This is a genomic window from Cellulomonas dongxiuzhuiae, assembly GCF_018623035.1.
Lineage (GTDB): Bacteria > Actinomycetota > Actinomycetes > Actinomycetales > Cellulomonadaceae > Cellulomonas > Cellulomonas dongxiuzhuiae.
This window is the reverse complement of the sequence record NZ_CP076023.1, coordinates 982,479-995,945: the sequence shown is the minus strand read 5'-3', so window position 1 is coordinate 995,945 and position 13,467 is coordinate 982,479. Positions and strand designations below refer to the sequence as shown.

The following is a 13,467-nucleotide window of genomic DNA, read 5'->3' as shown; positions in this document are numbered from 1 at the left end:
GGCAGCCTCGTGGCGGCCGCGCGCGGCGTGCCTCGCGGGGGCGTGGCGCCGCGGGACGACCCGGGGCGGACGCTCGCGCGAGCGGCGCCAGGACGCGCGGGCCCGACCTTGGGCACGGCACCTGACCGGGGGGCGGCGCTGCGCACGCCACGCGGCGACGTCGACGGCCCGGTGGACCTGCCCGCTGCTGCGCGGCCGGCGCGCGGGACCGCCCCCGACGGCGCCTCGTCGCGCCCCGGACGCCGGCCGGAGCCGGGCGCGGGAGGACGACGGGGCGAGGACATGGCCTCGATTGTGCCTGCCGCGCGCCCGATCGGCCGCACGTGGCTGCGTGCGTCGCGTCGCGCCTCCCCCCACGACGACGCCCGGCCCACCGTGACGGTGGACCGGGCGTCGTCGTTCAGGCGGTGATCAGCCCTGGAAGCGCGGGAAGGCGCTCGCACCGGCGTAGATGCCGGCGTCGTCGAGCTCCTCCTCGATGCGCAGGAGCTGGTTGTACTTGTTGATGCGCTCGCCGCGGGCGGGCGCACCCGTCTTGATCTGGCCGGCGTTGGTCGCGACGGACAGGTCGGCGATCGTCGTGTCCTCGGTCTCGCCGGAGCGGTGCGAGGTCATCGTCGTGAAGCCGTTGCGCTGCGCCAGCGAGACCGCGTCGAGCGTCTCGGTGAGCGAGCCGATCTGGTTGAGCTTGACCAGCAGCGAGTTCGCCGCCTTGAGCTTGATGCCCTTGGCCAGGCGCTCCGGGTTGGTGACGAACAGGTCGTCACCGACGATCTGGACCTTGTCGCCGATGCGCGACATGAGCGCGACCCACGCCTCCCAGTCGTCCTCGGCCAGCGGGTCCTCGATGGAGACCAGCGGGTAGTCCGCGACGAGCGCCTCGTAGTACTCGATCATCGCGGCCGACTGCAGCTTCTGGCCCTCGAAGCCGTACTTGTCGTCGGCGAAGAACTCCGTCGCCGCGACGTCGAGCGCGAGCGCGACGTCCTTGCCGGGCACGAAGCCGGCCTTCTCGATCGCGACGATGATGAGGTCGAGCGCGTCGCGGTTGCTCGGGAGGTTCGGGGCGAAGCCGCCCTCGTCGCCCAGACCCGTCGACAGGCCCTTGCTCTTCAGCACGGACTTCAGCGAGTGGTACACCTCGGTGCCGGTGCGCAGCGCCTCACGGAACGTGGGGGCGCCGATCGGGGCGACCATGAACTCCTGGACGTCGACGTTGGAGTCGGCGTGCGACCCACCGTTGAGGATGTTCATCATCGGCACGGGCAGGACGTGCGCGTTGGGGCCGCCGACGTAGCGGAACAGCGGCAGGTCGGCCGAGTCGGCCGCGGCCTTCGCGACCGCGAGCGAGACGCCGAGGATCGCGTTGGCGCCGAGCTTGCCCTTGTTGGGTGTGCCGTCGAGCTCGATGAGCGCGGCGTCGACGAGACGCTGCTCGCTGGCCTCGAAGCCGATGAGCTCCGGGGCGATGTCGTCGATCACGGCGTTGACGGCACCCTGGACGCCCTTGCCGCCGTAGCGGGGGTCGTCGCTGTCACGGCGCTCGACGGCCTCGAACGCGCCGGTGGACGCCCCCGACGGGACGGCGGCACGCGCGATGGTGCCGTCGTCGAGGGCGACCTCGACCTCGACAGTGGGGTTGCCGCGCGAGTCCAGGATCTCGCGGGCGCCGACAGCCTCGATGCTGGCCATGGTGCTCCTTCGACAGACGGTGGGTTTGCTCACCCAGACTAGTGCCGCTGGTCAGGACGCACCTCGGGACCTTCGGCAGGTGGACGCCGCGGCGCTGACCAGCGACGATGCCGGCACGGCGCACCGCCCGCGTGCGAACATCGGGGCGTGACGCACGACACGCCGCCCGCGCCGCCCACCGGCACGCCCCCGGGCGCACCGGCCGGCGGCGACCCGGTGCCGCCGCCCGCGCTCGTGGCCCGGCTGCGCGCGGCGGGCTGCGTCTTCGCGGAGGAGGAAGCCGAGCTGCTGGTCACGGCCGCGTGGGAGCGGTCCTCGGACGCCGACCGACGACGGACCGCGCGGCCCGACGTGCTGGAGGACCTCGTCACCCGGCGGGTGTCCGGGGAGCCGCTGGAGACCGTCCTCGGCTGGGTCGCGTTCGCCGGGCTGCGGCTCGGCGTCGGTCCCGGCGTGTTCGTCCCCCGACGCCGCACCGAGCTGCTCGCACGCACCGCGGTGCGGCTCGCCCGCGCGGCCGGCCCCTCCCCCGTCGTCGTCGAGGCCTGCTGCGGTGTCGCACCCGTCGCCGCGCTCGTGGCGCACGACGTGCCCGGGGCGGACGTCCACGCCGCGGACCTCGACCCCGTCGCGGCGGCGTGGGCGACGCGCAACCTGGACGGGCGCGGCCACGCGTGGACCGGCGACCTGCTCGACCCGGTGCCGGACGCGCTGCGCGGGCACGTCGACGTGCTCGTCGCGAACGCGCCCTACGTGCCGCACGACGCGATCGCGGTGATGCCCCCCGAGGCACGCGACCACGAGCCGCACGTCGCGCTGGACGGCGGACCCGACGGTGTCGACGTGCACCGGCGGCTGCTCGCGCTCGCACCGCGGTGGGTGCGCCCCGGCGGGCACGTGCTGGTCGAGACGAGCGTGGGCCAGGCCCCGCTGACGCGCGCGGCGTGCCCGCCGGGGTGGTCGGTCGAGGTGCTGCACGACGACGACGTCGACGGCACGGTCGTCGTCGCCCGCCGCCCGGCCTGACGTCGCAGGTAGCCGGCCGGCTCCACCGGTCACCCCGGGACGGGGCCGGGCCCGGACCGCTCACCACGGGGGTGAGCGGACCGGGCCCGGAGGGGACTGCTCCGGTCAGGTCAGCTCACGGTGCAGGGCGTGCCGTTGAGCGCGAACGCCGTCGGCCGGGGGTTGGCGCCCGTGTGCGAGCCGTTGAAGCCGATGTCGACCGTGCCGCCCGCCGCGAGCGTGCCGTTCCACGCGGCGTTCGTGGCCGTGACCGTCGAGCCGGACTGCGACCACGTCGCCGACCAGCCCTGGGTGACCCGCTGCCCGCCCGCGAACGCGAACGTCAGGGTCCACCCGGTGAGCGCCGACGACCCGGCGTTGGTGACGCGCACGCCCGCCGTGAAGCCGGTGTTCCAGTCGTTCGTCGTGTACGCGACACGGCAGCCCGCGCCGGCGGTGGGCGTCGGCGTGGGGGTCATCGGCGTGGGGGTCACCGTCGGCGTCGGGGTCACCGTCGGCGTCGGGGTCACCGTCGGCGTCGGGGTCACCGTCGGCGTCGGGGTCACCGTCGGCGTCGGGGTCACCGTCGGCGTCGGGGTCACGGTCGGCGTGGCCGTCGGCGTCGCCCCGATGCGTGACGGGTCGACGATCCCCCAGTACGCGGGCTTGACCTGCAGCTGCCCGTCGAACAGCAGCGGCGCCGCGCCCGAGCGCAGCCACGTGCGCGAGTCCTCGAGGCCCCAGACCGTGATCGACTCGAACGACGCCGCGTGGCGCTCGAGCATGTCGAACATGTCGCGGTAGTAGTACCCCTGCTCGAGCAGGCGGGCCGCCGGCGGAGCGTCCCACTGCTCACCGGAGTCGCGGTACGCCGAGACGTCGAGCTCCGTGACGGCCTGCCGCACGTCGAGCGCCTCGAAGGCCTCGATCGTGTCCTCGATCATCGAGATCGAGCGGCCCACCTCGACGTGCAGCTGGTGCCCGACGCCGTCGACCGGCACGCCCTGCGCGAGCAGCTCGGTGACCAGGCGCAGGTAGGGCGCGCGCTTGTTCGGGTACTCGGAGTTGTAGTCGTTGATGAACAGCTGCACCTCGGGACCGAACGCGTCACGCGCGTACCGGAAGGCGTCGGCGATGTACGACGGACCGAGGACGCGGTACCAGTCGCTGCGCCGCAGGCCGTCGGGCTCGTTCTCGTCGATGACCTCGTTGACGACGTCGAACGCGAAGATCGGGTTGCCGGGCGTGCCGTACTCGCCGTACGTCTCGCGGTAGTGGTCGGCGATCGCCTCGATGTGGGTGCGCAGCCGCTCGCGCAGCAGCGCCTGGTCGGCGGCCGACGTGGTCAGCGCGGACCCGTCGCGCTGGAAGAACCACGCGGGCGTCTGCTGGTGCCACAGCAGCGTGTGGCCGTAGACGCGCATGTCGTGCTCGACCGCCCAGTCGACGAGGCTGTCGGCCGCGGCGAACGTGAACGTGCCCTCGGTGGGCTGGATCGCGTCGGGCTTCATCTGGTTGCCGGGGGTGATCTGCTCGGCGTGGTGCGCGAGCAGGTCCCCGCGACCGCCCAGCAGGTCCTGCGGCTCGACCGCGATGCCGAAGGGCACGGACACCGCGTCGGACACGGGCGTGACCGACAGGTCGGGCGTGTAGCGCACCCCGGTGACCAGGACGTCGTCGATCATGACGTCGACGGGCGAGGAGACCGACTCGACGTACAGCGAGGCGGTGTCGAACGGTCCGGGAGTGTAGGTCCCGGTGACCTGACGCCACTGGCTGGTCACGCCCTCGACCGTGGTGACCGTCTCGTACGACGGCTCGCCGTCGAGGTCGCGCTGCACGGAGACCCGCAGGTCGGCGCTGCCGGCGCCGTCGGGCAGCCGCACCCACAGACCGATCGTGTACGTCGTCCCGGGCTCGAACAGCTCGGTCACGGGGTACAGCGCGCCGTCCCACGGGTCGACGCGGTCCTCCACGAGCAGGCTGCCGGACCCGCGGGCGCCGACCGACGTGGTGCTCACGGTCGCGGCGCCGCGCGCCTGCCAGCCGCCGAGCCCGGACTCGAAGTCGCTCGCCAGCACCACGGCCGGGGACAGCGCGCGGGCCGGGGCGACGAGCGGGACCACGAGCGCCCCCACGCCCACCAGGGCGGCCGCGAGCAGGGCCGCGAGGGCCGCGACGACCGGCCGGGAGGCGGGAGGGACGGGACGGGCGGACGGCATGCGGTGCTCCTCGCGCTGGGGGTGGATCGTTACAGCACGACCCGTCGCGAGGCTAGGCGCGGGCGCCGCGCAGCATCAGACCCCGAAGCGTTTCAGTGCCGTTGCCACCCCTCGGGGCGCCGTCCCGGTCAGCCCACCGCCAGCGGCGCCACGATCTGCTCGACCTGGTCCTTCGCGTCGCCGAAGAGCATGGCGGTGTTCTCGCGGAAGAACAGCGGGTTCTGCACGCCCGCGTACCCCGTGGCCATCGACCGCTTGAAGACGATCACCTGCTTGGCCTTCCACACCTCGAGCACCGGCATCCCGGCGATCGGCGAGGAGGGGTCGTCGAGCGCGGACGGGTTGACGGTGTCGTTGGCGCCGATCACCAGGACGACGTCGGTGTCCGCGAACTCGTCGTTGATCTCGTCCATCTCGAAGACGATGTCGTAGGGCACCTTGGCCTCGGCGAGCAGCACGTTCATGTGCCCGGGCAGACGCCCGGCGACCGGGTGCACCGCGAACCGCACGTCGACGCCCTGGCCGCGCAGCCGCGCGACCAGGTCCGCCACCGGGTACTGCGCCTTCGCCACGGCCATCCCGTAGCCCGGCGCGATGACGACCCTGCTGGCGTCGCGCAGCAGGTCGGCCACCTCGACGGCGCTGATCTCACGGTGCTCGCCGTAGTCGTGGTCGCCGGTCGCGACCTTGCCGCCCTCGGCGCCGAACCCGCCGAGGATCACCGACACGAACGACCTGTTCATGGCCTTGCACATGAGGAACGACAGGATCGCGCCCGACGAGCCGACGAGAGCTCCGACGATGATGAGCAGGTCGTTGCTCAGCATGAACCCGGCGGCGGCCGCCGCCCAGCCCGAGTACGAGTTGAGCATCGACACCACGACCGGCATGTCGCCGCCGCCGATCGACGCCACGAGGTGCCAGCCGAGCGCGAGCGCGACGACGGTCATGAGCGCGAGCGGGAGCAGCGAGCGGCTGTCGAGGAACCACGCCAGGAGGCCCGCCGAGGCGAGGAGGGCCGCCAGGTTCAGCCAGTTGCGGCCCGGGAGCATCAGCGGCGCGCTGCGGATCCGCGCCGACAGCTTGAGGAACGCCACGACCGACCCCGTCAGCGTCACCGCGCCGATGAGCACGCCGAGGAAGACCTCGACCAGGTGCACGGCGTCCGGCTCCTCGGTGAGGAACGAGTTGAAGCCGACGAGCACGGCCGCGAGCCCGACGAACGAGTGCAGGATCGCGATCATCTCCGGCATCTGCGTCATCTCGACGCTGCGCGCCCGCCAGATGCCGATGCCGGCACCCAGGGCGAGCGCCATCGCGATGAGCAGCAGCGTGACCACCACGGGACGCTCGGAGAGGTCGGCCGCGAGCGCGACCGTGGCGAGCAGCGCCAGGGCCATGCCCGCCATGCCGTAGAGGTTGCCGCGTCGCGCGGTCTCCTGCTTGCTCAGCCCCGCGAGGGACAGGACGAACAGGATCGCCGCGACGAGGTAGACGGCCTGGGCCAGTGACGTGAGCACGCCGTCACGCCTCCTTCCGGAACATGTGGATCATGCGGAACGCGACGAGGAACCCGCCGAAGATGTTGACGGCCGCGACCGTGGCTGCGACGAAGGCCAGGGTGCTGACCACCCAGTTGTCGTTGCCGATCTGGAGCAGGGCGCCGACCAGGATGATCCCGCTGATGGCGTTGGTGGTCGCCATGAGCGGGGTGTGCAGCGAGTGGCTGACGTTGGAGATGACGTAGTAGCCGACGACGACCGCGAGCGCGAACACCGTCGCGTGGCCGAGGAACGAGGCCGGTGCGACCGTCAGGGCGAGGACCGCCAGGACGGCACCGAGCCCGGCGAGCACGCCGTTGCGGCGCGAGCGACGCGCGGCCGACGCGACGGCGGCCGCCTTCCGCGCCGCCAGATCCTCGGGCGTCTCGACGGGCGGCGTCACGACGGGCGCGGCGGCGGACACGGCGACCGGCGGCGGCGGCCACGTGACGTCCCCGCCGGTGGTGACGGTCATGCCGCGCTGGACCGGGTCGTCGAGGTCGAGGACGAGCTCGCCGTCCTTGCCGGGCGTGAGCAGCGCCAGCAGGTGCACGATGTTGGTGCCGAACAGCTGCGACGTGTGCTGCGGCATGCGGCTGGGCAGGTCGGTGTAGCCCAGGACGACCACGCCGTTGTCGGACACGACGCGCTCCCCGGGCACGGTGAGCTCGCAGTTGCCGCCGCCCGACGCGGCGAGGTCGACGATCACCGACCCGGGCGTCATCGCCGCGACCATCTCCTTGGTGATGGTCCGCGGCGCCTGGCCGCGCACCAGCGCGGTCGTGACCACGACGTCGGCCCAGGCGGTCTGCTCGGCGTACATCCGCTCGGTGAGCCGCTCCTGCTCGGCGGTGAGCTCGCGCGCGTACCCGTCGGTCGAGACCTCCTGGCTCGCGCCCTCGGCCTGCACGAAGGTGGCGCCCATGGACTCGATCTGCTCGCCGACCTCGGGGCGGACGTCGAACGCGCGCACCTGGGCGCCCAGGCTGCCGGCCGTGCCGAGGGCCGCGAGGCCGGCGACGCCCGCGCCGATGACGAAGACGTTGGCGGGCGGGGTCTTGCCGGCGGCGGTCACCTGACCGGTGAACATCCCGCCGAACTCCTCGGCGGCCTCGATGACCGCGCGGTACCCCGCGACGTTGGACAGCGTCGACAGGACGTCGAGGGCCTGCGCACGCGAGATGCGCGGCACGGCGTCGAGAGCCAGCGCCGTGATCCCGTGGCCCGCCAGCCGTGCCGCCAGGTCCGGGTCGGCGAAGGGCGCCATGGTGGCGACGAGCGTCGCACCGGGCCGCATCGCGTCGACGTCGGGCGGCAGGTGCACGGCGGTGACGACGTCGCACGCCAGCACGTCGGCGCGCTCGACGGGCGTGGCGCCGGCCGCCGCGTAGGCGTCGTCGGTGAACGTCGCGGCGAGCCCCGCCCCCCGCTCGACGAGGACCTCGTACCCCAGGTCGCGGAGCCGGGCGACGGTCCGGGGCGTCGCGGCGACGAGCCGTTCACCCGGGCGCTGCTCGCGGGGGACGCCGATCCTCATGCGTGCTCTCCTTCGACGGGGCGGTGAGCGGGACGTGGGTCCCGGCTCGCGGGGTCCATCCTCACCGGACGCGATCGTGCCCGGGTCGGACCTTGGGCCTGCACGGACGCATTCTCCCGGGCCTCAGGGGTGGGTGGGCCTCGTTTCGACCCCTCCTGTCCCACGCCTCGGGACGAGGCGGATGCGCCGACCGGCCGGCGCGCACACCCCTCAGCCCTCGGCCCTGCGGGCCGCCGCCTCCCAGGTGGCGGTCGCGAGGCGCAGCGCGGCCTCCGCGTCGACGCCGGCGCGGTGGGCCGCGGCGACGAGTCCCAGGAGCGCGTCGCCCAGGGCCTCGACGTCGGCCGCGTCGCCGACCGGGCGCGTGGGGGGCGGGGCCGCCGCGAGCAGTCCCGCCTGGTCCGCCCTCGCGACGAGCTTCTGCGCACGCGCGAGCGCGCCGATCGTCGCCGGGACACCGTCGAGCGCGGACGTCCGCGTCGGCTTCTCGGCCCGCTTCAGCCGGTCCCAGCGCTCCAGCACCGCGGCCACGTCGATCCCCCCGTCGCCGTCGGCGGCGAAGACGTGCGGGTTGCGGCGCACCAGCTTGGCGACCAGCGCCTCGGCGACGTCGGCCACGTCGAACGGGTCGTCCTCGTGCTCCTCAGCCACGCGCGCGTGGACGAGGACCTGGAGCAGGACGTCGCCGAGCTCCTCGCGCAGCCCGGCACGGTCACCGGCCTCGACCGCCTCGACGAGCTCGTGCGCCTCCTCGACCGCGTACGGCAGGAGCGACGCGTGGGTCTGCACCGCGTACCAGGGGCAGCCGCCGGGCGACCGCAACCGGTCCAGCACGGCGACGGCGCGCGCGACGGCGTCCGCCTGCCGCGCGGTGCGCGGGACCTCGCCCGGACCGGGCGTCGTCACGTCCGTCAGGGTGTCACTTGGGCGTCGGGGCAGGCGCGGGCGTCGCGTCAACCGGTGCCGCGTCACGACCGCCCGGGGGGACCACCCACGACGGCGTCGTGGGTGGTGCCACGACGAGGTCGTCGGTGAAGTCGCCGAACCGGGGGTTGACCTCGATGTCGGCCGCGGCGACGCGCTCCTGGTACTCGGTGGCGGCAGCCTGCGGGTCCGCGAGGTCCTGCAGCGCGCTCGTCACCAGCGAGTAGCGCCCGATGGCGACCGCGCCGGGCCCGAACTCGAGCTCCGCGCCCTCCTCCTCGCCGAGGGCCTGCACCGCGACGGTCCGCAGCAGCGCGAGCGCCTGCTCGTCGTTGACGCCCACACCGGCCTCGGCCGCCACCTCGGCGGCGAACGGCTCGGTGATCAGCACCCCGAGGACGTCCTGCGCGCGCGCACCGTTGTAGATGGGGGCGAGCTCCTCGTGCGTCGCCGCGAGCTCGGCCGTCGTGATCGTGCGGCCGTCGACGACCGCCGCGGCACCCGGTTGACCCGAGCACCCCGCGAGCAGACCGCCCGCCGCGACCACCGCCGCCACCACCCGTACGCGTCCTCGCGTCCGTCGCACTGCCACCAGGGGCCTCCCGCTCACGTTCCGTAGGGGTCGGCCGCCATCGTAGGCCCTGGTCGCGCGCTCGCCGTCACCCGGCCCATCCGGCGCGACGGGGCCGCGTGTCACCGGGCCGAGGTGCCGGCCGCCGCCGCGGCGGCGACGTCCCCGAGCACGATCGCGTCGATGAACTGGCGCGCCCACGTCATGACCTCACGGCCGTGCAGCGGCTTGCCGCCGACGCGGGCCGTGGTCGGGAACGGCACGAGCACCGTGCGCACCGCGGGCTTGAGGACCGAGCCCGGGTAGAGCCGCTTGAGGCGCAGCTGCGCCGACTCGGGCAGCGCGACGGGCGCGAAGCGCACGAACCGGCCCTGCGCCGTGACGTCCGCCAGCCCGGCGTTCCGCACGTGCAGGCGGAACTGCGCGACCTCGAAGAGGTTGTCCACGGCCTGCGGCACGGGGCCGTAGCGGTCGACCAGCTCCGCGTGCACCTCGCGCAGCGTGGTCGCGTCCGTCGCGGCCGCGATCTTGCGGTACGCCTCGAGGCGCAGCCGCTCGTGCGCGATGTAGTCGTGCGGGACGTGCGCGTCGACGGGCAGCTCGATCGTGACGTCCGGCTGCTCCTCGGCGGCGTCGCCCCGGAACGACGCGACGGCCTCACCGACCATGCGCACGTACAGGTCGAACCCGACGCCCTCGATGTGGCCGGACTGCTCACCGCCCAGCAGGTTGCCCGCACCGCGGATCTCGAGGTCCTTCATCGCCACCGCCATGCCGGCCCCGAGGTCGGTGTGCGCCGCGATGGTCTGCAGCCGGTCGTGCGCCGTCTCGGTGAGCGGCACCTCGGGCGGGTAGAGGAAGTACGCGTACGCCCGCTCCCGCCCACGCCCGACGCGCCCGCGCAGCTGGTGCAGCTGTGACAGGCCCAGCCGGTCGGCGCGCTCGAGGATCAGGGTGTTGGCGTTGGAGATGTCCAGGCCCGTCTCGACGATCGTCGTGCAGACCAGGACGTCGAACTTCTTCTCCCAGAAGTCGACGATGACCTGCTCGAGCCGGTGCTCGCCCATCTTGCCGTGGGCGACCGCGATGCGGGCCTCGGGCACGAGCTCGTTGAGCCGCGACGCCACGCGCTCGATCGACTCGACCTTGTTGTGCACGAAGAAGACCTGCCCCTCGCGCAGCAGCTCGCGGCGGATCGCCGCGGAGATCTGCTTCTCCTCGTACGGGCCGACGAACGTCAGGACCGGGTGGCGCTCCTCGGGCGGCGTCGCGAGCGTCGACATCTCGCGGATGCCCGTCACGGCCATCTCGAGCGTGCGCGGGATGGGCGTGGCGCTCATCGCCAGGACGTCGACGTTGGTGCGCAGCGCCTTGAGCGTCTCCTTGTGCTCGACGCCGAAGCGCTGCTCCTCGTCGATGATGACGAGCCCCAGGTCCTTGAACCGGACGCTGCCCGTGATGAGGCGGTGCGTGCCGATGACGACGTCGACGGACCCGTCGGCGAGGCCCTCGACGACCTCCGCGGACTCCTTGGCCGACTGGAACCGCGACAGCGCCCGGACGGTCACCGGGTACGGCGCGTACCGCTCGGTGAACGTGTCGATGTGCTGCTGCACGAGCAGCGTCGTGGGGACCAGGACGGCGACCTGCTTGCCGTCCTGCACGGCCTTGAAGGCCGCGCGCACCGCGATCTCGGTCTTGCCGTAGCCGACGTCGCCGCAGACCAGGCGGTCCATGGGGACCGTCTTCTCCATGTCCTGCTTGACCTCGTCGATCGTGGCGAGCTGGTCGGGCGTCTCGACGTACGCGAACGCGTCCTCCAGCTCCCGCTGCCAGGGCGTGTCCGGCCCGAAGGCGTGCCCGGGCGTCGCCATGCGCGCCGAGTACAGGCGGATGAGCTCGGCCGCGATCTCCTTGACGGCCTTGCGGGCACGGCCCTTCGTCTTCTGCCAGTCCGAGCCGCCCATGCGGTTGAGCGTGGGCGCCTCACCGCCGACGTACTTGGTGACCTGGTCGAGCTGGTCGGTCGGCACGTACAGCCGGTCCCCCGGCTGGCCGCGCTTGCTCGACGCGTACTCGACGACGAGGTACTCGCGGGTCGCCGCGGACGCACCCGAGCCGATCGTGCGCTGCACGAGCTCGACGAACCGCCCGACGCCGTGCTGCTCGTGCACGACGAAGTCGCCCGGACGCAGCTGCAGGGGGTCGACGACGTTGCGCCGCCGGCTCGGCATGCGGCGCATGTCGCGCGTGCTGGACCCGGCGCGTCCCGTGAGGTCGGACTCGCTGAACACGGCCAGGTGCAGGGCCTCGTGGACGAACCCGGGCCCGAGCGGGGCGGGCGTGACCAGCACGACCCCGCCCTCCGGCTCGTCCGGCACCGTCGCGACCAGGCGCGCCGGGACGTCCGCGGCCTTGAGCTGCTCCACCATGCGCTGCGCCGGGCCGTGGCCGTCGGTCGCCAGCACGAGCCGCCACCCGTCGTGCTGCAGCCGCCGGACGTCCTCGACGGCGCGTGCGACCTCGCCGCGGTACCGCTCGACCTCGCGCGCGCCGACGACCAGCGTGCGCACGTCGACGTCGGCGGACGGCCCGTCCGCCGGGCCCTCGCCCGTCACGGCGTCGGCGTCGAGCGTGAAGCCCGACAGCGTCCACCACCCGAGGGACCGGACGGCCGCCAGGGCGCGGACCTCCGCGAAGGACGCGAAGGACGCTGCGGACAGGTCGAGCGGGACGGCGGCACCGGCAGCCGCCGACGTCCACGCCGCCTCGAGGAACTCCCGCGTCGTCGCGACCAGGTCGTGCGCGCGGCGGCGCACACGCTCGGGGTCGACGACCACCAGCAGGGAGTCGTCGGGCACGAGGTCGAGCACCGGCACCATCCGCTCGACGAGGACGGGCGCGAGGGACTCCATGCCCTCGACCGCGATGCCCTCGGCGAGGCGGTCCAGCATGTCCAGGGCCCCGGGCAGCTGCTCGCGCAGGGCCGCGGCACGCGCACGCACCGCGTCCGTCAGCAGGATCTCGCGGCACGGTGGCGCCCACAGGCCGTGGTCGGCGACCTCGAGGCTGCGCTGGTCGGCGACAGAGAACCAGCGGATCTCCTCGACCTCCTCGCCCCACAGCTCGATGCGCAGCGGGTGGTCCTCGATGGGCGGGAAGACGTCGAGGATGCCGCCTCGCACGGCGAACTCGCCGCGCCGCTCGACCATGTCGACGCGCGTGTACGCCGCGTCGACGAGCCGCTGGGCGAGGTCCTCGAGGTCCACCGTGTCACCGGTGTGGACCTCGACCGGCACCAGCTCGCCGAGACCCTCGACGACCGGCTGCAGCAGAGCGCGCACGGGCATGACGAGGACCCGCACCGGGCCGGACGGCCCTGGCTCCGGATCGGGGTGCGCCAGGCGGCGGAAGACCGCCAGCCGGCGCGCGACCGTGTCCGAGCGAGGGCTCAGCCGCTCGTGCGGCAGCGTCTCCCAGCTGGGCAGGACCGCGACGTCGTCGTCGGGCAGGTAGCAGCGCAGCGCGCCCGCGAGCTCGTCGGCGTCACGGCCGGTGGCGGTGACCACGACCAGCGGGCGGCCCGCGCTGCCCGACGCCGCGTCCCGCGCCGTGGCGTGCGCGCCCGCGAGCGCGGCCAGCAGCGGCGGGCGGATGCCGGCCGGGCCGACGACGTCGAGCTCGCCGCGTGCGCGGACGGACGCGACAGCCTCCGCGGCGGCGGGGTCGGCGAGCAGGGCGGGAAGGATTCCGGTGAGGTCCATGAGGTCCTTGGGCAGCATGATGTCCACCCTCCCGAGGGCTCGGGGGGTGATGCGGCAGCACCTCCATTCTACGGAGGCACGGGGATGGCGACGGTGACGCCGGTTTCACCCGGGGCGTGGGTGCGCGCGCCGGCCACCCCCTGCCAGTCTGCATCGACCGGGTTGCCCGGTCTCGTCCCGACCGGGGGGTGGGGGATGCGGTGCGCGAGCG

The 13,467-nt window shown here is 73.8% G+C and carries 8 protein-coding genes; 1 reads left to right on the top strand and 7 read right to left on the bottom strand.

From position 1 onward, the window contains the following. Positions 1-411: 411 nt before the first annotated feature. On the bottom strand, positions 412-1,692 hold the full coding sequence (gene eno, locus KKR89_RS04480; RefSeq protein ID WP_208198045.1) for a phosphopyruvate hydratase: 1,281 nt from the start codon (positions 1,690-1,692) through the stop codon (positions 412-414). Positions 1,693-1,839: 147 nt separating this feature from the next. On the opposite strand from eno, the gene KKR89_RS04475 reads away from it, so the two are divergent. Beyond that, positions 1,840-2,718, top strand: coding sequence for a putative protein N(5)-glutamine methyltransferase (locus KKR89_RS04475; RefSeq protein ID WP_307802244.1), 879 nt, complete (start codon positions 1,840-1,842; stop codon positions 2,716-2,718). Positions 2,719-2,828: 110 nt separating this feature from the next. On the opposite strand, the gene KKR89_RS04470 is transcribed toward KKR89_RS04475, so the two are convergent. From KKR89_RS04470 to mfd, 6 genes are all read right to left on the bottom strand, one after another. Next, on the bottom strand, positions 2,829-4,919 hold the full coding sequence (locus KKR89_RS04470; RefSeq protein WP_208198044.1) for an endo-1,4-beta-xylanase: 2,091 nt from the start codon (positions 4,917-4,919) through the stop codon (positions 2,829-2,831). 128 nt (positions 4,920-5,047) lie between these two features. Further along, entirely contained in the window at positions 5,048-6,439 is a 1,392-nt protein-coding gene (gene pntB / locus KKR89_RS04465; protein WP_208198043.1) for a Re/Si-specific NAD(P)(+) transhydrogenase subunit beta, read from the bottom strand. Positions 6,440-6,443: 4 nt separating this feature from the next. Continuing rightward, a complete protein-coding gene (locus KKR89_RS04460; RefSeq protein ID WP_208198042.1) occupies positions 6,444-7,997 on the bottom strand; it encodes a Re/Si-specific NAD(P)(+) transhydrogenase subunit alpha in 1,554 nt (517 codons plus the stop codon). 210 nt (positions 7,998-8,207) lie between these two features. Continuing rightward, entirely contained in the window at positions 8,208-8,903 is a 696-nt protein-coding gene (locus KKR89_RS04455; protein ID WP_208198041.1) for a MazG family protein, read from the bottom strand. Positions 8,904-8,916: 13 nt separating this feature from the next. Next, positions 8,917-9,480 (bottom strand): hypothetical protein, encoded by a 564-nt coding sequence (locus tag KKR89_RS04450; RefSeq protein WP_208198040.1) that lies wholly within the window; start codon positions 9,478-9,480, stop codon positions 8,917-8,919. 134 nt (positions 9,481-9,614) lie between these two features. Further along, complete coding sequence (gene mfd / locus KKR89_RS04445; RefSeq protein WP_208198192.1) at positions 9,615-13,256, bottom strand: transcription-repair coupling factor; 3,642 nt, start codon at positions 13,254-13,256, stop codon at positions 9,615-9,617. Between the last annotated feature and the right edge of the window lie 211 nt (positions 13,257-13,467).

Bases quoted from the DNA above. Each gene is read 5' to 3' on its own strand.
- eno (WP_208198045.1), bottom strand. From the start codon at position 1,692: ATGGCCAGCATCGAGGCTGTCGGCGCCCGCGAGATCCTGGACTCGCGC.
- KKR89_RS04470 (WP_208198044.1), bottom strand. From the start codon at position 4,919: ATGCCGTCCGCCCGTCCCGTCCCTCCCGCCTCCCGGCCGGTCGTCGCG.
- KKR89_RS04460 (WP_208198042.1), bottom strand. From the start codon at position 7,997: ATGAGGATCGGCGTCCCCCGCGAGCAGCGCCCGGGTGAACGGCTCGTC.
- mfd (WP_208198192.1), bottom strand. From the start codon at position 13,256: ATGGACCTCACCGGAATCCTTCCCGCCCTGCTCGCCGACCCCGCCGCC.